The following is a 20,204-nucleotide window of genomic DNA, read 5'->3' on the forward strand; positions in this document are numbered from 1 at the left end:
AGATTATCATGGCACTGACACGCAAATTTAAAGAGACCGTGCAATTGCGGGCACAACAAGATCCGGAATACCGCAAGGAACTTATCATCGAGGCTACAAACGCCTTCCTCGATGGCGATATCAGCACAGGGAAAACCTTGCTCAGGGACTATATTAATGCCACTGAAGCGTTACCTTCCATTGCACAAGAGCTTGCCCAGGACGAAAAAAGCATACGACGTATGGTTGGTCCCCGTGGGAATCCGACTTTGAATAATTTCATTAATTTGCTGGGAGCGTGCAAGAAACGTGAGAACTTGGATTTAAAAGTCGCGTGATCTCAAATGACCCTTTGCTTGCGCTGATGATTTAAATAGCTAATCAATTGGTTAAGAGAAAAAACGCGAGTTTCCCCTTAATATTCGCTCAGGGATAAAGCTCATCCCCTTTCGCTTCTTTCGTGTGTCAAAGGAAAGATGCTTTTGAAGTACTGTTTAAAAATGCAAATAGCATCTTCCGCACACTGTTGAAATCTTGGATAAATCTATGATGTTTGAATCTGTGACAAAGTAGAATTAACAAGGATACACGAATTCTGGTTTATAAATACGCCGCTAAGAAGTAAATTTTTACTTGACGATCCATGTCTTTTTCTTTAAAATTTATGCAATTATTCGCTCAATGAAATCTCATTTCATTGTTCCCTCCGCCGCTGAGCGGACCTCGGGATGACAGGATTTTTCCTGAATAATCCTTATTTCAGATTCATTCTTTCTTTTAATGGATCGGTGTCAATCAATCAGCCGCCATTCCCAAAACGGCATAAGCCAAACCTTGGGTAGATGCTTTTCTGCAACGGCCAAGCCAAACAGCAGAATTGCCATTCGGTGGTCGTGTCATATCCACACCCCACAAATTACGATCAAAAGCCTCCAATAAACATCCATTAACGAGGGACCAAAGCACTTGTGCGCATTTTCAGCGCTACAGGTGTTTTTTGTGCCCGGCAAACGAAAGGAGCGTCTTATGAACAAGGCCATCATCATCGGAAGATTGGGACAAAATGCCACATTTTTTATCGGTGGCGAGCAAACCGCCTGTCGATTTCAATTGGCGGTAAAGGAGACATGGAAAAGCAAAAACAACGAACCGCAGGAACGAACCGAGTGGGTGAATGTGGCTGCTTTTGGTTCCGTTGCCGAACAGATGAATAGTGTGGCCAAAGGCACGCTCGTGTTTGTTCAGGGATCGGCCAACACAGGCAGCTACACAAAGAATGATGAAACCCGCTACTATTTTGAAATCCGGGCCAGGCAGCTTCGAATTTTGCCTGAAACCGGAAGACAATCACTTAAGGATCTGGACCAGAATGAGATCGCCTTGGTCGGCCGTCTTGGACAGGATCCGGTGACTCCCAAGGAGGGAATTACCCACTTCTCTTTGGCATGTAACGAATATTTCAAAGGTAATGACACTACCCAGTGGATCAGCGTTGCCACATTCAACGGTCTGTCGGACAACGCGGCCAGAATATTGAGCAAAGGCCGGCTGGTCTATGTGGAAGGGAAAGTACGAACGAGAAAATACGACAAGGATGGGCAAACCCGCCATGCCACGGGGGTTGTCGCACACCGGTGGCGCGCGCTGGACGCCAGGCCCAAAAAGCAAGAATCAGGTGAGTACCACGAATCCGCATCCTATGATTATGCGGATGACGATATTCCGTTTTAATCAGTGCCCCTGGATCCCGAATGGAATATATCCTTGGATCCAGGGGTCTAGCATGGTGTGAGGTTATCGATGGAACGAATTTTTCGAAAACTCGAACGATATTTTAGCGCATGGAAAATCGGTATCCTGAATCCGGACAGAGGGCTATGGTCGCTTTCGCCCTCAGTGAATAAGCTGGGATATTTGAAAGCAATGAACGCCAACGGCTATCACATCTTCATAAAGCCTGAGGATGAAAGCCGCTTCCTGCTTTTGGATGATATCCCGGGAAACAGGCTGCTACACCAAAAGGAGTTGAAACGTTTTAAACCCGGACGTCTCGTGGTGGAAACCAGCCCCGGCAATTTTCAGGTATGGATCAAAGCCGGCCGGAGCATCAGCAATCCGGAAAAAAGATACTGGATCAGGTTTTTCCGCGCAGATTCCGCCTGCGATCCGAATTTGCGTTGGGGCCGCTGTCCGGGATTCCGCAATTGCAAACCAAAGTATGGTAAAAATGGACGATTTCCCCTCTCCCGGCTTGTTTGGGTGGACTGGGAAAAAGTGGCCCAAGTACCGAAGGTAACCCTGCCGAAAAGAACAGTTGATCGGCTGCCAATCAAGGTAAAAGCAATAGAGCAACGTCTATCGGGCAACCCCATTTTGCGTACCGATTACGATCGCGGGGATGAGTCGGCAACCGATTTTGCCTATGCGCTAGCATTGCTTCGCCGGGGAACGGATCCGGAAGTCATCGCCGACAGGCTGTTGCAAGAAAGAAAAGATTGGACCCACCACAAAGGCCAACGGCGCCAGGCCGCTTACCTTCAGCGCACGATCAGGCGCGCCGTCGAGATCATCAATCAATAAAGAAGAGGTCTAATTCTTAAATCCAACCCCAAATCCGGGGTACCGCAATGGTTCCCCGATACGGTGGTGTTCTCCCTTTGGTGGGAACCAGTGCGGTTTTATCCAAAGGGAGGCAAACAATGAAATCACAAATTATTCCCCTGACCAATGACCAAATCGTCGAATTGGCTCCGGCTGCTGGAGCGATAAACCCACACGAAACGGTTTCCGACCGGTATAGCTTTGTGCCAACTATCGAGGCTGTCGATCTGTTGAGGTCGGCCGGATGGCAACCCGTGCATGTGAAGCAATCCGGAACAAGGAAAAATGACCGCAGCGGCTATCAAAAACACATCATCCGATTCATGCAGGGATCCCTTTCAACCGACCGGGAACGCGTCGATCTGGTAATGGCCAACTCCCATGATCGCGGGTGTGCGTTTAAGCTTTGTGCCTCGATCTGGCGTAAAATATGCGGAAATGGATTGATGGTATCCTCGAAACTGTTCACTTTTTCGCACAGACATGTCGGCTTTGACATAACCGCTTTTTTGAATTCTGCCTACCAGATTGCCGAAGGTGCAGGAGATATCGCCGCACAAGTCAATGATTTAAAGGCGATAGACCTCTCCCCGAATGAAAAAGGCGTGTTCGCCATGGCTGCGCACAAACTGGTTTATGACGATATCGAAAAGGCACCGATTTTGCCAGCACAGCTACTTCAGGAACGGCGCTACGACGACCAAGGCAATGATCTGTGGACGACATTCAATGTGGTCCAGGAAAACATCATGAAAGGGGGCATATATGGAAGTAAGCGAAATGTGAATGGCCATATTCGTCGAGTCAAGACCCGCCCTGTGAAATCCATTGATCGGGATGTCAAGCTCAACAAGGCATTGTGGGTCCTGACCGAAGAGATGGCCAGACTAAAAAGCTGAATAAGTAGACAGGCAACGCTGTACGGTTCTTCAAAAAATGCGTTAAATCAAACAAGAAATCCCCAGAATCGGGGAACCGTAAAGGTTTCCCGATGGGGATGCCCTCCCTATTCCTGGGAGCCTTTGCGGCTGACAATAGGGAGGATGAAAGTGAAAAAGAAAGAATATCGTTTTTATTCCTATAAGCTGCATATGGTCAAGGAACAAGAAATCCGCTTCTTGAGTGACCAGGCAATCTACAATAGCTTCTCCGGCTCCAAATTAATCAAAAAGGTAATCCGCCAACTCGGTCAGACTGATCGGGAAAACTTCGTGGTGGTGATGCTGAATACAAAGCTAATACCCATCGGCACAAACCTGGTATCCACTGGAAGCCTTACCAGTTGTATCGTGCAACCCAGGGAGATCATTAAAGCGGCATTGAACATGCCTTGCAAAGCCTTGATCCTCGGACACAATCATCCATCAGGAGATTCCTCGCCTTCCATGGAAGACAAACTGATCACCCTCATGATAATGGCGTCTGCGCAACTGTTCGATGTTGATATTCTGGATCACATTATCGTGGACATGGATTCTGATGCCTACCTGTCTTTCGCGGACGAGAAAATTATCGAAGATACGAAACGAAAAGTACGTTCCGTATTGGATCAAATCTCAAGGATGCAAACAAAAATAGGAAGCAAGGAGACATCATGATCGACAATACAGGCAAAGATTTTGAAAATCCTTACGCACATGTGGTGAAATGGATTAATCGGCATGAAGGTACGGGGTCGGCAAACGGACTGGCGAAAATGATTCTTTCGCTATGGTCTGAAGATGCGGCTTTTAGCTTACGTGAATGTATATCATCGTTCGATGATACGCGCCTTGCATGGGCTGAAAAAATGATCAGGCACTTCTTTCGTTTCCGCTTCGATCGATTTTTGGAAGATGCCGCAAAAAAAGTTGCTTTGATATGCCCTCACCTTGTTGAAAAAGGACTTGCCGGCAGCCATGCCAAATGCAATTGGGAACGCTCTAAAACCACAATGGAGCAAAATTGACCGATCAAACTACCCGACCGTCTGTTTTTGAGGCTTGCCGAAAAAAAAACAGACGGTCGGCAAACCTGATTGATCCATGAATACGCATACGAGTCTTACTACATGAAATAATAAGATTATCTTCATACCTTCTCGAAATGTTTTCCCAATTACTCATGCCCTGAAAAAACAAATTGACGACTGACGATCATTTTTTTTTCGGCACACGACAAGGGCAAAAGGGAAAAAATCACCATTGCCAAATTCCCATTCTTTGTAACCGCTGGTCGATACATCAGCGTATATATAAAGCGATTATCCTTACCCTGTACCCATTCCCGGGGCGTCGCCTACGGCGATGCGGGGTAAAATCGCATTAACCAAGACTTTTTTTAATCCGGTGAACCCGCCGTTTTAATAGATCGCTATAAGATTACAAAAAAAGGGAGGTGATCAAACTGAGCAACTCGACGAGAACAGACACCCTGGTAATGCAAGCGATACGAGGTATAAAACAAACCAAATCGGGGTCCGCCAAGACCAGACACAATCACATAAAAGAAGCCCGCAGATTTGTAATAACGATACGGGAGTTGGGTTACGGTGTCAAAAGATGGAAAAATGTAACCAATATTCACATTCAAAAAGCGGTCGACAAATGGAAAGAAGAGGGTTTGCAGGCAGCAACCATTAAAGAATATTTATCCGGCGTTCGAACTGTTTGCAGGATTTATGAGAACGATCGAATCAAACCGGACAATACACAATTCGGCATCCCCAATCGAGTGTTTGTTGACAATCGGGATAAATCAATACCTCAGGATGTGTTTCAAAAAGCGGTGACAGAATTGAAGCAAAGCAACAATAGCGATGACAAAAGAGTGGCTGCCCAGTTACAATTAGAACGGTATATAGGATTAAGAGTCGAGGAAGCATGTAAATTTAATGCCCACCAGGCAGTAATGACAGGCGGGAGGGTATTCATTCAGCATGGAACCAAAGGCGGAAGAGAGCGGATAATAAACGAACTGACCGAAAATGGGAAAGCAGCGATTGAATATGCAAAAGCGCTATCAGGTATCAACAACCTAATTCCAAATGATCATAGCGAAAAACAATGGATTCAGAAATATTATCGAATAACAAGAGCCAAAGGAATTTCAAAGAAAGAATGTGGCGCATCAAGTCATGGATGTCGACATGCTTACGCACAGGATCGCTACGAAGAAATTACCGGATTTAAGGCGCCGTGTAAGTTCGAATCAAAAAAAGCATTCAGAAAGAACGCGATAATAATAGGCGGTGAAAAATGGAAAAAGTTAAACCAGGACGCAAGGCAGATAATCAAAGCTGAGTTAGGTCACGGCCCGGACCGTGATGATGTGGTAAGTCAATATTTGGGCGCAATATGAAAAAGCTTAGATATAGTTTAAAAAGCCTTCGCTCTAAAGCGAGGGTTTTTTTTTGGCAAGGCATGGAGGGTAGGGTAAACCAACCCTAATTGCAAGGCACCGAACAAGCAACAGAAAACAAATTTTATTATTTTTTGTTGGAATAGAACTCTTATTGTGATTCGTCCATGAATTATTTAAGTTCTGGATACTTTCTATCCCATTTTGATTTCGCATCCTTTATTTTGTTGTAAAAATCATCTCTTATTTGTTTATCTTGGAACTGTATAGCATCTGCATGACGGCCTGGACAAATATTTATTTTCTTTTTTAGTTTAAAACGTATGCTATACGCCTGAGGAGGGTAAGCCGGATTGTCTTGAAGATCAGTTTTGTAGATACTAATTATGTTCCCAAACCAAAATATTACATCAACACTATCAACAGCATTTCGAACAGAACTTTTAAAAACATGTACGTAAGAAGCATCTACATTTGTTAAAATTGCATCACCATTGGCATGAGGATTTCTTTGACCCATTGCAATTGACGTACTAATACACTTGAAAGTACCAATAGTTTCTGTGTGATTTTTTGATTCTTGTATTAATTGCGCAATTCTTTCTTTTTCCTTTCGTTTGATTTCTTCCTCTTTCATTTTTCTTTCTGCTTCGATCCTTTGTAGCTCTTGTTTTTTCTCTTTGATAGTTGTTCTGTCTAACTCCTCATCATTTAATTCACTAATAGATAACTGAATGGCATTTTTATTATAAAGAACATCGTTAAATGATTCTAATCGCCAACCATCATCATAAAGACGAAAATAGGCTTTGCCTTTCCCGCCATCAGCGCAAACCCACTTAATTTGAGATGGAACGTTAATATAATTCCATATAAATTGGGCTTCTTTAACACCTGTTGCATCAGTTTGCGGTAAAATTGCATCTGCAATACCAGTAACCTCAACCTTAATATCAAGCGGATTTTTTAGTGTTATATATTTATCATCTATATTTTTAAAATAAGATTCGCCTCTCTTTGATAATAGGGTATTAGTTATAGTGTATTTTTTCTTTTGATACCAGAAATCATGTTGTAAACCAACCTGTAAACCGTTTTCATGAGGACTGATAATCCGTTTTATTATGAATTGAGAGTTTTCAATTAATGCTTCTGCTGTTGAGCGATCTAAGCTTTTACTTCCACAACCATAAATAAAAAATTGGTAAAATAACATTATTATAAAGATAAATGATATACATTTTAAACGAGACATTCTAATATGACCCCCCTTATTATTATTTGAATTTATGATATTGTTTAAATAAGTATGCTTTGAGTTTTAATCCTTATACTATCAAATTGGTAAACGTCACTGACGCTAGCTTTTAAAAGATCCAATTATATCCAGCTAAAATTATGGAATATGTCCGCAAAGTAGCCATTCCAGTCAATATACAAAAAGGGGCAGTATATTTACCTCTAAGATGGCAGATATCACTCAGTAATAGAATATTATCAAACCATTGGTTGCCTTTGTCGTTTTGTGTTTCCAAACTACATTCAGAGTATATTCATCTATTTTTTAAACAATTTATCAAAAATGTTATCAATCGTTTTATCTATTTTGTTTTCAAGTGTTTCAGTTTTATTATTGCTTATTGAAAAACGCTTTGTATTAGATTCTAAATGAACTTTTAATGAATTTGTTAATTTACCATCAATTTTTAAATTGTTATCTTTTTGGTATGCTTTAACAGAAGAAATCGTTCCTTTACCAGCGATACCATCAATTCCACCGTTATAATAGCCTAATCGTTTTAAATTTTTTTGAATATTAACAACAAATTCAGCATGGTTTTTGTTTTTGTCGTCGTCTTCCTTTTCCACATTATCATTTTTATTAATATCAAATAATTTGGTTTCATATTTAGTTGGTTTAAAATGAAGTATTTTGTAGTACGTATCGCCATTATTTTTGTTCGTCCATTTATCAAGATATACTTCTACAATACAGCTTTTCACTTTTTTATTTTTTTTATAATTAAAATATGGAGAGTATTCTTTATCGAAATACTCGAGACGCACAAAACCAACTTTGTTACATCGTTCACATTCACTCAATCCTGATGGAGAATAATCACGAACTTCCATAACTTCGTAATTAATTTTAGGATACATCAGATCTAGAAAACTCGCACCACCCCCAAAAGCATTTTGCAATATAGAATTAGATGTGCTAGAATTATCAAAAAGAGTGCCTCTCTTTTCTTTTGATTTTTCATATGATTTTATGTAATTAAATTTTTCCGAAAAATACTTTTCATTTTCTTTATCTTGCAATTGCTTTGGGGCTTTTTTTGTTTTGTTCACTACTTCTCTATACATGCTTGAGTCATGTTTGATTAAAGTATCATATTCGCCTTTTAAATACGACTCTATATATTTATCGATTGAAAGTATAACTCTTTGGCTTTCACTTAAATCACCTCTATCAGTTTGTTTTTTTCGTTTAGTTTTTTCTTCTTTTTCAAGCTTTTCAAGCTTCAAAACTACCATCATCAATGATTTATCATGTGCATTAAAGAATTTTATCATTTTCTCAGTATTGCCATTTATTTGCAATAATGGAACATCGTTTCTAGAAACTTCTTTTGCTTCAATATTATATTTTTTTAAAAGAGCTTCAATATAATCACCTTTGTTCATAAGATCGGCAACAAGTATTAAAGCAGTTTTGTCATCTATGAAATCTACAAACGCATACTCGTAACGTTTCCCATTTTGCACACTTTCCTGAGCCAAATATAGCTCAGATGAAAGTTTCTTAAAAAGAGTAATATCGCCATCTTGATCTTTGTATCTATAGTGTGATAGCGGCCAAATACCATCTTTTTGTTCGGTGAATTTAACTGTTTTAATAGATCCACTAATTTTATCTTGCTGTTTATATGAACCTGAAAGATCAACTTTTTCTCCCTTATCAATAATGGGGTATTCAGATTCATAGCAGCCATTGAATAGCAAAGAACAAATTGAAATACAAAGTATCAAAAAAACAAATCTTTTCATCTTACATTTCGCATTATTGATGCAGTATCTATTGAATTTCAGATCCAAAATATCGAAAGCCCTGAGAAATATAAATTTCATCTTGCCTCCTTTTAACACTATATTGGGAACTTTCATATGCAGAACAGTAATGATACGTGGAAAATGAAGCGTAAAATTTTTCACTTATGCTTTTTATCATATGCTTAAAGGATTCTTCTACGATAAAATTATTGGGGATTATTCAAAGGCAATGGGAAGCTTCAGGAAAGTCTTAGATGCGTCCAAAGCATTGGGCGTGATGGACGCCGATGCCAAATATGCCTATGCCCTTCAAGCCTATCGCCGCATGATGCTTATTGATATAAAACTTGGCAGGCTTGAAGACGGTAAGAATATAATGAAAGAGTATGAAAACCTTGCAGATGATGTGCTGCTAAAAACAGGTAAATCGATGTTCGGAACAACTGAATATTTCCGTGGTTATCTCTCGATCATGGATACAAATGCAGGAATGCTCTATTCATTGCTTCGAGACTTCAAAACCGCTGAAACATATTTCAAGAAAGCCTGGAAAAGAATTGACAGCATCGACCCGCAATCCAAGCATATGTGGGATCGCAATGCAATGGGTTCTTACTATGTCATGTATGGCACCTATTTTCTTGGTTTGCAGAACCGATACACTGAAGCGGCAGAATATATAGATAAAGGAATTAATTACCTGACACCATATTATATTGAGTCTATTGCAACGGAAATCGACATTGAAAGCGCTTGTATGAATGCGGCGGAGATGTATTATTTGCTTGGCGATAAAAAGAAAGCTCTTGATAGATTGGAGGCTGCGATTCAGTATGCTGACCGATACCACCGCAAGGTGGTAGCCTCCCAAGCCTTCACCCTTAAGGGGAAAATATGTTTCGACCAAGGGCAATATAATGAGGCGGCCAGCTCTTATAGCAAGGCGTTAGAGCTGATGAAAAACATTGAGAGCACTGAAAATTGGAAACGATACTACTATTCAGGCTTGTTAGCACAAAAAACCGGAGGGATCGAAAAGGCACTGGATTATTATAGAAAATCCATTCAGGAAATAGAAAAACTGTGGAGTGGACGTTTCAAAGACGTTCGGAGACAACTGTCTTTCATGGAAAACCGTCTGGTTGTTTTTGAACCCGCCATTGACTTGATGGTCCAGCAAACACAGTTCTCAAATGCCGTTGAATACATGGAAAAGGCCAAGTCTAGAAGCTTTTACGAAACAACATCCTTTTACAGAAAAGACTCTACGTCTGAACTTAACAGCACACCAATGACCGCCTCTGAGATTCGAAAATTTATTCCTAAAAATATGGTCACTATCGAATACTATGTCGGTGAAAAGGTAGCTATTGGATGCTTGATGACGCGAGACAGAATTTATGCCAAACGACTCGACATAAATGCTAAAGCGCTCGGCAAATTGGTAACCGATATGAGAGAGAACATAACAAATATGGGGGATTATGCTGATCCAGCGATTAAATTATACCAGAAAATCGTGTCGCCCTTTGAAAGCCGAATGCAAGATTTCGAACGGATTTGCATTATCCCTCACGGCGTCTTGAACTATCTGCCGTTTCAGGCCCTGGTGACAATCCCTCCCCAAAAAGGAAAAGAAATTGTGACGGAGGTATCTTTGCAAAGGGATATCCAAGTCGTGGCACGAAAACCCCATAAAGTGTTCTTTAAAGCACAAACAGGTTTCTTGATCGAACATTATGGTATCCTTTATGCGCCCAGCGCCACCATATTAAAAATGGTTCATAAAAAGAACAGATCACATAAGAACCGCTTATTTGCAGTAGGAAGTCCTCCACAAACCGAACAAGAAGGTATTGGAGAAATTCCGAAACTCGAATTCGCGGAGGCTGAGGTTAAAGATGTTGGCCGGCTTTTCAGCGATAAACTGGTACTGTTTGATACGCAAGCTACTGAGACGGTGGTCAAAGACAATATGCAACATTATGATTTGATACTGTTTTCAACTCATGCGAAGATGATGCGGACCGATCCTTTTCGTTCCTTCATTCTTTTCGATAAAGATTCGCAAAATGATGGCAGATTAACAGTTTCTGAGCTGAAGCATGTTTCACTAAATGCCGATCTGGTAGCGCTTAGTGCATGTGAGTCCGGTTTAATGGCCGGCCATAAAGGCTTTTCAGGCCAATCATTAGCAAACCTTGCGGATGAAAAATTTCCTCCCGGTGATGACATTTTCGGTTTTCAGCGCGCCTTGTTGCAGGCGGGTGCTTCTTCAGTCATTTCAACCCTATGGAGTGTGGCTGATGAATCAACTAGGGAATTAATGGTCCGGTTCTTCAATGAATTTCAAGAGCAGAAAAAAATTGACAAAGTTATGGCGCTACGCAACGCACAGATGTATCTCATTCAAGAAAAACCAGAATGGGCGCATCCGTTTTTCTGGGCACCTTTTTGCGTGAGCGGGGATTGGATGTAGCCTACCAAAGCAAGAAAAAAAGTACTTTCATTTTAGACTGAGTCCGATCAAATCAGGCATGGTGATTTTATAAATTTGATGCATTTAGTTTTGGTTCTCCGGATTGAGAAGTTTAAAACCTGGCTCCAATTTGCAGCAACAAGACCCCATCGTCATGCGGTGGCCCACCGATCAGCGCACGACCTTTGTCTACAAGTAGTAGGATTGTTCGAAATGTTTCCTTGCCCTTTTCAAGAATTCTTACCAACACCCTTGCCTGACTATCCGAGAATTCAAGAAAAGTAATTTCCAATATACGATTTGAAGGAAGTGTTATTTTTTCCTTTGCCTTTTCAGATAGCTTGGTCTCTGACCGTTTCAGTAAAGAAAAGCCACTAAAATTCAGAAGTGGCGATACCTCCTTGACCAGATATTCCAATCCGGGATCAACAGTGGTCGTATTTCGAGTTGCTTTAACAATTACCACCTCAATTTTTATCGTAGATGCAGAGGCAAATGAATTATGCGGACAGATTAAAATCCCCATGAAAAGCAACATTGATATTGACCGGATAAATGGTATTACATTCATCAACCGGCCTCCTTTTCGGATGTTTTTTCAGGTTGATACCAGATTAACGGCTGGCCACTTGCAGCGGTTTTTAACATGAGGACCTGTCCGCTGCCTGCATTGACTTCTTCCACGCTACTAACCAGGGTTGGTTTTTTGCCTATATGCATGGGAAGGAAAATAATCACGAGAACCGCAGCCACAGCTCCTATTGCCGACGGTATCCACACAGCAGGTAATTTAAGCCGTTCTTTAAATTGTTCCCACCGGCCACGCAATCGATCGGAAAAAGTTGGCAAAAAATCAACTTGGGCTTGGATGTTTTCCCACATTTTGTCAAAATCTATAGCTTGATCAGAATAATCGGCAGCGGACATGATTAATTCATTTGTCTCTTTCAATTCGGCAAGTAGTTCCCGACAAGCTGTGCATGTCTTCAAGTGGGCACCCACTCTTTGTTTGTCATTTTCTGACAGTTCATTATCGATGAACGCTGCCAACATGTTTTCAATAGATTCACAGGACATGTTCATTTCTTTTTGTCCTTTTTGATTTTTTTCAGGATAGCTCTCAAATTTTTAAGAGCCTCTGTTTTATTAGTACCCACAGCAATCCTGCTAATTTTAAGTTTGTGCACAATTTCATTATAGTTAAGGCCTTTCTGGGTCAATTGAAGGATTTCACGTTGCCTTTTCGGTAGTTGCTGAATACCAGCGTTGACCTTATCCATTTTTTCTTTTTTTTCTATTAGCGCTTCAATATCACCTCTGAGGTTTTTATCTATATCTTCTTCGATGCCAAATGGCACTTCGTCGCCTAATCTTTTTAGAGCATGCTTTCGTCTATGGTAATCCCTAAATTGATTAATCGCTATGGAGAACAGCCACGTTTTGAAAGATGAATCCCATTCAAAATCTCTCAAACCACGATAAGCTCTTAGTAGAGTTTCCTGGGTCAAGTCTCTTGCGACCTCATGATCGCCTACTTTTTTTTTAATGTAGATAAACAGTACCTGGCGGTGCCTATCGAAAAGGGAGTTGCAGTCTTGTTGATCACCTCCAAGGCACGATTCAGCTAGATCTATATCATCTAACTGCGGCTTAATATCATCTAACTGCGGCAAGGTGTTCCTCTACTTATTAAGTTAGACGTAGGATAATTTTTTTTATACAATGCTTTTTTCATAATATTTTCTGAGAATTATTTCAACAAGCTTTCTAAAGCCAACCAAATCTATTTTAGCATTTTCCCTGCCGCTTATCTTTAATGACAATTCTTTTTTAAGGCGTTGTTTGAATAAAATCGGGAAGGCTGCGTCTGAACTCTCAAAAAGCTCAATTCAAATTCAGAGAATTTTTTCTGAAACAAAAACATCAACATAAAGGAGAAGGAGGAAAAAATGAAAAAAAATGAATTGACCATAACTGTGGCGATTTTGTTGACCCTGTATGCCCTTATAAACCTTGGGGCAGGATACGGCCAATTCGCCAAGGATAGCCTGGTAAGTGGCACGGAATCCCTTGCAGCCGACATGGGGCAATGGGCCGGGGACGAAGCCGGATCAAAACGGGTCCGCAATCAGGGAATGGAAGCATCCACCATTCTTTATGGCATCGCCATTTTCATACTGGCGACCGGTGTGTTGGATCTTACCGGTTCAGTTGGTCTATTTGCTGGCGCGCGATGGGCGGTGCCTCTGGTAGCTTTCTTTCTGTTTTTTTCGAAACCTGCCCTTGTTAGCGCCACCGAGCCGATGGTGGCGGCGGGATCTCATCATACAGTCGGGTTGAAAAGCGATGGCGCTGTAGTGGCGGTTGGTGATGGCAATGGTGGGTTGGATGTATCGGGCTGGAGCGATATCATTCAGGTCGCGGCGGGGGATAACTATACTTTCGGACTGAAAAACGACGGCACGGTGGTGGCATCTGGTTTTAATGTTCGATTTGAGACGGATGTTTCTGGTTTGATCGACGTCATTCAGGTTGCCGCAGGATTTAATCATATCGTCGCATTGAAAAGCGACGGCACGGTGGAGGCAGTCGGTTATAATACTCATGGTCAATTGAATATTTCAGGCTGGACCGACATCATTCAGGTTGCTGCGGGAACTCATAATTCCGTGGGTCTGAAAAGCGATGGCACGGTGGTCGCGGTCGGACATGACGAATATGAAGAACTGGAGGTCGATGACTGGACCGAAATCATTCAGGTTGCCACGGGAGGCTATTGTACAGTCGGATTGAAAAGCGACGGCACGGTGGTCGCGGTAGGGCATGGCATCTCTGACAGCCTGGATGAATTGGAAATCACCGGTTGGACCGACATCATTCAAATCGCAGTGGGATATAATCATATCATTGGCCTGAAAAGCGATGGCACTGTAGTAGTAGCGGAGCACAGTATAGTCGCATGTCAATTGGATGTTTCAGGCTGGACCGACATCACCCAAATCTCCGCAGGATATAGCCATGTCGTCGGTTTGAAGAGCGACGGAACGGTGGTGGCTGCCGGAGATAACGAATATGGCGAGTTACAAGTTGCCGGATGGACCGGAATCATTCAGGTCGCAACGGGAAATGATCATACCGTTGGCCTGAAAAGCGACGGCACAGTGGTGGCGGCAGGAGATAACGAAAACGGTGAGCTGGAAGTCGCCGGCTGGTCGGACATCATTCAAGTTGCGGCGGGAGGTAACCATACCGTGGGCCTGAAAAGCGACGGAACGGTGGTGGTAGCTGGCAACAGTCATTGTAGTATATTTGTAGCCGACTGGACCGACATCATTCAGATTGCTGCAGGAGGTGACAATGCCGTGGGGCTGAAAAGTGACGGAACGGTGGTGGCAGTTGACTATATTTCCCCCGGTGTAACCGCTTGGACCGACATCGTTCAGGTTGCGGCTGGAGATTACCATATTGTCGGACTGAAAAACGACGGTACGGTGATGGCGGTCGGAGATTACGTTACCGGAGATTACGTTACTGGCACTGATGTTTCGAGCTGGACGGACATCATTCAGGTCGCGGCGAGAGCATCTCATATCATCGGTTTGAGAAGCGACGGCACGGTGGTCGCGGTCGGATATATTTATGGCAGCCGGGACGCGTTGGAAGTTGATGGATGGACCGGAATCATTCAGGTCGCAACGGGAAATGACCATACCGTGGGCCTGAAAAACGACGGCACGGTGGTGGCGGTAGGAGATAACGAAAACGGTGAGCTGGAAGTCGCCGGCTGGTCGGACATCATTCAAGTTGCGGCGGGAGGTAACCATACCGTGGGCCTGAAAGGCGACGCTACGATTATGGCGATCGGAGATAATAGCATTGGCCAGTTAAGCTTTTTCACCAACCCATTGCTGGTATCAGGAGATAGTAGCGATGATGACGGTGACGATGATAGTGATGATAGTGATGGTAGTGATGGTGGCGGTGGCGGTGGATGTTTCATTAACACACTGAAATAATAGTCCAACATTTTCATTGATCAAGGTGTGGTTTAGTACATCGATGGTGAATACCAGCACCCATCGGAGGCCACCAGCGGAATGTGGAGCTACAACGCCAATAATAAGTTACGACTCTGGACGCTTTATTCGGGTTCGTTTTAGTTAACTACCACCGCCCTTGGTGGTAGTTGACTATCTACGTTCTGTTTCTGCTGAATTCTGTTTTTTGGCAAGCCTTCGCCTCGTGAACACATACATTAAAATGGGGAGGATGGAAAATTTTATGGTTGAAAAACGACGATTTGAAGATGTTGAGGGCAAATTCCCTGCCGTAATAGATGAAAAAAGATCGGGCGAAAGGACAAAGGATCCGGTAATTCGCAAAATCCACAGACGAAATCTTCAGGCAAAACTTCGCTTGGCAAAAGGATTGCTGGCGCTGGGGCTCGAACCGAGCCGTGTGGAAATAGTACTTAACATTCAAATGCACAATGCGAATGGAAAAACAAAGTCAAAGGAAATAGTATAGGCATTAAAAATGACGACTTCCCTGAAGATACCTGCTGTAATCACAATAGCAAAGGGTGGCTGTATTGAAGCTACGGCGGCACTAACGCTCACCTCAATTGTATCCGCCGAACTCGTATCATCAACCAATGACAAATACCTATTGAATAACGAGGCGTTATGGATGATCCAGTGGGAAGGTCGGTTAAAACTAATGCAGGCCCTGGCACTGTGGCCCGATCACACAGTACTGGAGCTTCGATGGACTGCCCATCCGGACTTTCAGCAGCCCTCTCAAGGGCAATTATGGATCGATTTGGTTCTTAAGGCATCGGCCGATACCAAAGATGTGGCGGTTCAAGCTGTTGTCCAGGGTTATTTGCGCCTTCTCCCGCTATTGGAAACCCATTTGCCTAATATAACTTTCGAACCGATCATTCGGGAAAGTGTTCTAATATATCACCAAACCCCCTTTAAAACCCAATCCGTTTTGTCAATCGGGAGACTTAAACGGCGAATCGTTCTGTCTGATTCCTTGCCTCGGATATCACTGGGTTTCGGCCCTCTCAAAGAAGAAACGGGTAAGGAGGACTGTTTGGATTTGTGCTTTCCATGGTCAGCGGCTATGTTGACTTCGAACGAACTGGCTCGTGGGCTGATGTCATTGTTGGATCCCATCCAGCTGGTGGTTCGGCTGAAGGCGCACCGGCCTACATTCGACGATCTGCAGCGACTCGAGAATCAAATTGCCGAATGTGAGCGGTTTTTATCGGCCGGACGTGCGGACCACATTGCCTCGACGAAACAGGTGGCCATGATCCGGGATATGACTTTGCGGCAATTGATCCAAATCAGGGATGCTTCCTTTTGTGCTGATGCCTTTTTGCTCTCTGGTGTGCCCATGGATGAGGCTTTCGCCGTTGGCTTGGTCCAGATGATACTTGCCTCTACCTCTGATAGGGATGACAACAATTTATTTGCGGGTGGGTTCACTGTGAGCCCTTTGGACTTGGATAATTCGACACAACAGCGGGGCTTCAATGAAAAACCCATTTCGCCCCAAGAAGCAGCTGCGATCTTCTCGCTTCCCCTGCCGGCAAAAAGTGATGTGCCCGGATTGCCAATTCGGCGATGGCGGACTTCAACCATTTCCTTTTACGATGGAAACACTATATCAAAAAAAAAGATTGCGCTTTTCGATAACTTTCACAACGGGTGGTTGCAGCCGGTATCTTTGACCAATGAAGACCGAATGCGACACATGTTTGTCGTAGGGGCCACTGGTACCGGGAAAAGCGTATTCCTTGCCAACATGATTCTTCAGGATATCGCAAAGGGGCATGGGTTATGCGTCATCGATCCCCATGGGGATATGGTAGAATCCATCCTTACGCGAATCCCTGAACGGCGTGCCGAAGATGTTATTGTAATGGATGTTCTCGATGAATGGCCAGTGAGCTTCAATCTACTTCAATGGGACTCGATTGAACAGCGGGATATGATCATTGACGAAATGTATCATGCTATGGACCTGATGTACGACATGAAAGAGACTGGTGGGCCGATCTTTGAAAATCACTTTCGGAACATGCTCAAACTGCTTTGCGGTGACGGAAGTAAGCAGCGGAGTGGGTTCTCTCCCACGGTTCTGGATTTCGAGCGATGTTATCAGGATTCTGACCTGAGGAAATGGCTGAAGGAGAGAACATCGGAAAAAGAGGTAATCGATTTCCTACAGCAAATCGAAAAGGCTGATTATGGTGACATACGGATTTGCAATGTGAGCCAGTACGTTACAAGTAAATTTGGGCGATTTTCCAGCGATACCAGATTAAGACGTATTTTCGGCCAAAATAAAAGCAGTTTTTCTTTCGACGATATTCTGAGCCAAGGAAGAATTTTTCTGGTTAAAATGGGCAGAGGGCGTTGGGGAACCGAAGTAAGCAGGCTTTTGGCCAGTCAGCTGGTGGCTCGTTTTAAAATCGCCGCTATGAAGCGTGGAGCAATAAGCGAAAAAGATCGCAAGGATTTTTTCCTGTATGTCGATGAAGCCGGATTGATACCACCCGACAGTGTAGGGGATTTGCTATCAGAGGCCCGCAAATATCGCCTCGGCGTGGTTTTGAGCACTCAGTACACAAAGCGGCACTGGTTCAGTTCAATAGGTAATTTAGCTAAGGGGGTACAATTTTTCATTTTAATAACAGATAGTTATATTCAATATGACTGGTTTTTCAAGCCTGCTATAACATATTGATATTATTGGATCACCTATTGAACTGAACCAGTGCCCACAAAGCAGCTCAGCAGCCAAATATCAAAGGGTCGCAAGGACACCTTGATAGATAGTGTGATCGGTAATGTGGGGGCCACGATCGCATTTCGCTTGGGGCGCTCTGATGCCAAAGAAATGGCTGATATTTTCTGGCCTGATTTTTCCATGGTAGACGTTGTTCGACTGCCTAATTTCCATGGGTACGCTAAGATTCAACAGAACGCCCAAGTCACTCCACCATTCAGCTTTCGGACACGGCCGTTGAAAGGTCGCGGCAATGCAAAACGGTCTGAGCGAATTCGCAAGCTGTCTTCTGATCGTTATGGGACTGACCCCGCGACCATTGACGCTCAGATTCGGATGCGAAGAAAACCGTGGAAAAAGGATTGATCTCTTTTTTATCATGGTGTGGTTTGTAAGCCAAAGCAAACAGCTATCTCCTAACCCAAAACAAAAATGGAGGTATTCGATAGCAACTTGTCCAAATTGCGGTCACACCCCTTATGGTTTCAGCAGTTCCTGGATGTGGATTTATCAATGTAATGATTGTGGCAGGCACTTCCGTCACAACTGTGGATCCACAACAGGGAGCGGAATGCGATGTGCCCATTGTGGTTCTGAAAACACTAAAAAGGATCACGAGTGTCACGAGAAACCGGATTAAGTTGAGAAGTTATTTCGGTTATCAGACGATTTATTGTATGGCGTCATTTAACATTGCGTCTCCATGCATGTCCTCTCTTTTCTTTGTTGATAACGTTGAACCGGTTCAAGGAAATCGGCAGTTTACCAGATTCACGGCATGGTCGCGCTCGTAATCCGAACTCCGGCCCAGTACATACCTTTCCCCGTCGAAAAGCGAGGCGACAATGAAAAATTCCAAGTTTTTTTACTGGTATCTGTCGTGCTCATGCATTTCCCTGGACTTCAATCCCGTCGATCCAGCCCTTTCGTGCCAGCACATCGACGGCGATGGCAATTTGGCGTGGTGTGAATTGTCGCTTACGGTCACTCCAAGCATAGGCGTGTTTCTCAACGTCGAACAGGGTGCGCAAGTTTTCCTTTTTGATCACCCAATGCACCGTAGAAAGCAGTTCCAGGCCAAAGGGCGATTCAAAGCCTTCGACCAGTTCAGCCACCTTGTCAAACCTGGCGCGTGTTTCCGCGTGTTGTTTCAAAAAAGCTGTGGCGTCCTCAATGGCACCCGGCACCAGTTTGAGCTGCTTGTCCGGTGCATCGCCGCCATCAGCATAGCCTGCAACAAGATGGCCCTCGATGGCATGTAAAACATGGCGCAGATTTTCGGCATATGGGCCGTAAATCGCTTTTTGGTATTTGAGCCGTAAGGGTTCCCCGGCTTCCTGCATAAAATACATCAGCTTATGAAGTTCCAGCAGGGTCACCATGGGATCCAGCAGGCCGTTGAGGTAACGGTGCATCAATTCCACAAGGGCGGCCCGGCCAGCTGTCATCTTGGGTACCTCCCGGCTGTGCTCCATTTTCTCTGTTTTCGGTGCCCCTTTGGGCTCATAGATGATCACCTGCACATCTGTGAGCGGTTCAACCGCCGCCTCGATGCGGGACTTCACCTGCTGCCAATTCAGCCCGCCCAGACCGCTACCCAACGGTGGGATGGCGACCGAGCGGATAGTGTAACGGCGAATGACTTCCACCAAAGATCTAAGCCCGGATTCAATGTCCCCCATGCGGCTTTTGCCGCGCCAGTGGCGTTTGGTTGGAAAATTGATGATATAGCGGGGAGGAATCAATTGGCCAGTCTCATACACGAACATGCGGCCGGGCTGCACTTTGTCCTGCTTGCAGGCCAGCGCATAGGCCTTGAAATTCTCAGGAAAGGCGTTTTTAAACTGCAACGCAATGCCCCGTCCCATCACGCCGACACAGTTGACTGTATTAACAATGGCTTCGGATTGATCTTTGAGAATGTCGCCGCTCTTGTATTCAATCATAA

Annotated in this window: 17 protein-coding genes; 11 read left to right on the plus strand and 6 right to left on the minus strand. The window is 43.7% G+C overall.

From position 1 onward, the window contains the following. Positions 1-8 precede the first annotated feature (8 nt). The 7 genes from GN112_RS05940 (at position 9) to GN112_RS05970 (ending at position 5,919) form a co-directional block, all read left to right on the plus strand. Positions 9-317 carry a transcriptional regulator gene (locus GN112_RS05940; protein ID WP_155309381.1) on the plus strand — a complete coding sequence of 103 codons (309 nt, stop codon included), beginning with the start codon at positions 9-11 and terminating at the stop codon, positions 315-317. 688 nt (positions 318-1,005) lie between these two features. Further along, complete coding sequence (locus GN112_RS05945) at positions 1,006-1,710, plus strand: single-stranded DNA-binding protein (RefSeq protein ID WP_155309382.1); 705 nt, start codon at positions 1,006-1,008, stop codon at positions 1,708-1,710. Between the two features lie 69 nt (positions 1,711-1,779). Further along, positions 1,780-2,559 carry a DNA-primase RepB domain-containing protein gene (locus GN112_RS05950; protein ID WP_155309383.1) on the plus strand — a complete coding sequence of 260 codons (780 nt, stop codon included), beginning with the start codon at positions 1,780-1,782 and terminating at the stop codon, positions 2,557-2,559. Between the two features lie 119 nt (positions 2,560-2,678). Continuing rightward, the gene (locus GN112_RS05955) at positions 2,679-3,479 is read left to right on the plus strand and encodes a DUF932 domain-containing protein (RefSeq protein ID WP_162458802.1); all 801 of its coding nucleotides are present in this window, start codon (positions 2,679-2,681) and stop codon (positions 3,477-3,479) included. Positions 3,480-3,629: 150 nt separating this feature from the next. Further along, positions 3,630-4,178 carry a JAB domain-containing protein gene (locus GN112_RS05960; RefSeq protein WP_162458803.1) on the plus strand — a complete coding sequence of 183 codons (549 nt, stop codon included), beginning with the start codon at positions 3,630-3,632 and terminating at the stop codon, positions 4,176-4,178. Continuing rightward, positions 4,175-4,528, plus strand: coding sequence for a hypothetical protein (locus GN112_RS05965; RefSeq protein WP_155309386.1), 354 nt, complete (start codon positions 4,175-4,177; stop codon positions 4,526-4,528). Before GN112_RS05960 ends, GN112_RS05965 begins: the two co-directional genes overlap by 4 nt. Positions 4,529-4,998: 470 nt before the next feature. Then, entirely contained in the window at positions 4,999-5,919 is a 921-nt protein-coding gene (locus GN112_RS05970) for an integrase domain-containing protein (protein WP_155309387.1), read from the plus strand. Positions 5,920-6,091: 172 nt separating this feature from the next. Here the strand turns inward: GN112_RS05970 and GN112_RS05975 are convergent, their stop codons facing one another. Next, positions 6,092-7,174 carry a hypothetical protein gene (locus GN112_RS05975; protein ID WP_155309388.1) on the minus strand — a complete coding sequence of 361 codons (1,083 nt, stop codon included), beginning with the start codon at positions 7,172-7,174 and terminating at the stop codon, positions 6,092-6,094. A gap of 302 nt (positions 7,175-7,476) precedes the next feature. After that, on the minus strand, positions 7,477-9,051 hold the full coding sequence (locus GN112_RS33925) for a peptidoglycan-binding domain-containing protein (RefSeq protein WP_197743277.1): 1,575 nt from the start codon (positions 9,049-9,051) through the stop codon (positions 7,477-7,479). Between the two features lie 100 nt (positions 9,052-9,151). Here GN112_RS33925 and GN112_RS05985 point away from each other — a divergent pair, with 100 nt between their 5' ends. Continuing rightward, positions 9,152-11,452 carry a CHAT domain-containing protein gene (locus GN112_RS05985; protein WP_155309389.1) on the plus strand — a complete coding sequence of 767 codons (2,301 nt, stop codon included), beginning with the start codon at positions 9,152-9,154 and terminating at the stop codon, positions 11,450-11,452. A gap of 112 nt (positions 11,453-11,564) precedes the next feature. On the opposite strand, the gene GN112_RS05990 is transcribed toward GN112_RS05985, so the two are convergent. The 3 genes from GN112_RS05990 to GN112_RS06000 are packed head-to-tail and all read right to left on the minus strand — an operon-like array spanning position 11,565 to position 13,125. Beyond that, complete coding sequence (locus GN112_RS05990; protein WP_155309390.1) at positions 11,565-12,023, minus strand: hypothetical protein; 459 nt, start codon at positions 12,021-12,023, stop codon at positions 11,565-11,567. Then, positions 12,023-12,535, minus strand: a complete 513-nt coding sequence (locus tag GN112_RS05995; RefSeq protein WP_155309391.1) for an anti-sigma factor family protein — start codon at positions 12,533-12,535, stop codon at positions 12,023-12,025. Before GN112_RS05995 ends, GN112_RS05990 begins: the two co-directional genes overlap by 1 nt. Beyond that, positions 12,532-13,125 carry an RNA polymerase sigma factor gene (locus GN112_RS06000; protein WP_155309392.1) on the minus strand — a complete coding sequence of 198 codons (594 nt, stop codon included), beginning with the start codon at positions 13,123-13,125 and terminating at the stop codon, positions 12,532-12,534. Before GN112_RS06000 ends, GN112_RS05995 begins: the two co-directional genes overlap by 4 nt. Before the next feature lie 276 nt (positions 13,126-13,401). Here GN112_RS06000 and GN112_RS06005 point away from each other — a divergent pair, with 276 nt between their 5' ends. The 3 genes from GN112_RS06005 to GN112_RS06015 all read left to right on the plus strand — a co-directional run bounded on the left by GN112_RS06005 (position 13,402) and on the right by GN112_RS06015 (position 18,214). Beyond that, a complete protein-coding gene (locus tag GN112_RS06005; RefSeq protein ID WP_197743278.1) occupies positions 13,402-15,468 on the plus strand; it encodes an RCC1 domain-containing protein in 2,067 nt (688 codons plus the stop codon). A 265-nt stretch (positions 15,469-15,733) separates the two neighbouring features. Then, positions 15,734-15,979 carry a hypothetical protein gene (locus tag GN112_RS06010; RefSeq protein ID WP_155309393.1) on the plus strand — a complete coding sequence of 82 codons (246 nt, stop codon included), beginning with the start codon at positions 15,734-15,736 and terminating at the stop codon, positions 15,977-15,979. 9 nt (positions 15,980-15,988) lie between these two features. Beyond that, complete coding sequence (locus GN112_RS06015; RefSeq protein WP_155309394.1) at positions 15,989-18,214, plus strand: type IV secretory system conjugative DNA transfer family protein; 2,226 nt, start codon at positions 15,989-15,991, stop codon at positions 18,212-18,214. Between the two features lie 926 nt (positions 18,215-19,140). Here GN112_RS06015 and darG read toward each other — a convergent pair. Then, positions 19,141-20,202: a type II toxin-antitoxin system antitoxin DNA ADP-ribosyl glycohydrolase DarG gene (gene darG / locus GN112_RS06020; protein ID WP_155309395.1), complete on the minus strand. Its 1,062-nt coding sequence runs from the start codon at positions 20,200-20,202 to the stop codon at positions 19,141-19,143. Positions 20,203-20,204: the final 2 nt, after the last annotated feature.

The organism is Desulfosarcina ovata subsp. ovata (assembly GCF_009689005.1).
Lineage (GTDB): Bacteria > Desulfobacterota > Desulfobacteria > Desulfobacterales > Desulfosarcinaceae > Desulfosarcina > Desulfosarcina ovata.

Coding starts and splice junctions, on each gene's coding strand:
- GN112_RS06010 (WP_155309393.1), top strand. CDS start 15,734: ATGGTTGAAAAACGACGATTTGAAGATGTTGAGGGCAAATTCCCTGCC.
- GN112_RS05995 (WP_155309391.1), bottom strand. CDS start 12,535: ATGAACATGTCCTGTGAATCTATTGAAAACATGTTGGCAGCGTTCATC.
- GN112_RS06005 (WP_197743278.1), top strand. CDS start 13,402: ATGAAAAAAAATGAATTGACCATAACTGTGGCGATTTTGTTGACCCTG.
- GN112_RS05975 (WP_155309388.1), bottom strand. CDS start 7,174: ATGTCTCGTTTAAAATGTATATCATTTATCTTTATAATAATGTTATTT.
- GN112_RS05945 (WP_155309382.1), top strand. CDS start 1,006: ATGAACAAGGCCATCATCATCGGAAGATTGGGACAAAATGCCACATTT.
- GN112_RS05970 (WP_155309387.1), top strand. CDS start 4,999: ATGCAAGCGATACGAGGTATAAAACAAACCAAATCGGGGTCCGCCAAG.
- GN112_RS05985 (WP_155309389.1), top strand. CDS start 9,152: ATGCTTAAAGGATTCTTCTACGATAAAATTATTGGGGATTATTCAAAG.
- GN112_RS05965 (WP_155309386.1), top strand. CDS start 4,175: ATGATCGACAATACAGGCAAAGATTTTGAAAATCCTTACGCACATGTG.
- GN112_RS33925 (WP_197743277.1), bottom strand. CDS start 9,051: ATGAAATTTATATTTCTCAGGGCTTTCGATATTTTGGATCTGAAATTC.
- GN112_RS06015 (WP_155309394.1), top strand. CDS start 15,989: ATGACGACTTCCCTGAAGATACCTGCTGTAATCACAATAGCAAAGGGT.
- GN112_RS05950 (WP_155309383.1), top strand. CDS start 1,780: ATGGAACGAATTTTTCGAAAACTCGAACGATATTTTAGCGCATGGAAA.
- darG (WP_155309395.1), bottom strand. CDS start 20,202: ATGATTGAATACAAGAGCGGCGACATTCTCAAAGATCAATCCGAAGCC.
- GN112_RS05955 (WP_162458802.1), top strand. CDS start 2,679: ATGAAATCACAAATTATTCCCCTGACCAATGACCAAATCGTCGAATTG.
- GN112_RS05990 (WP_155309390.1), bottom strand. CDS start 12,023: ATGAATGTAATACCATTTATCCGGTCAATATCAATGTTGCTTTTCATG.
- GN112_RS05940 (WP_155309381.1), top strand. CDS start 9: ATGGCACTGACACGCAAATTTAAAGAGACCGTGCAATTGCGGGCACAA.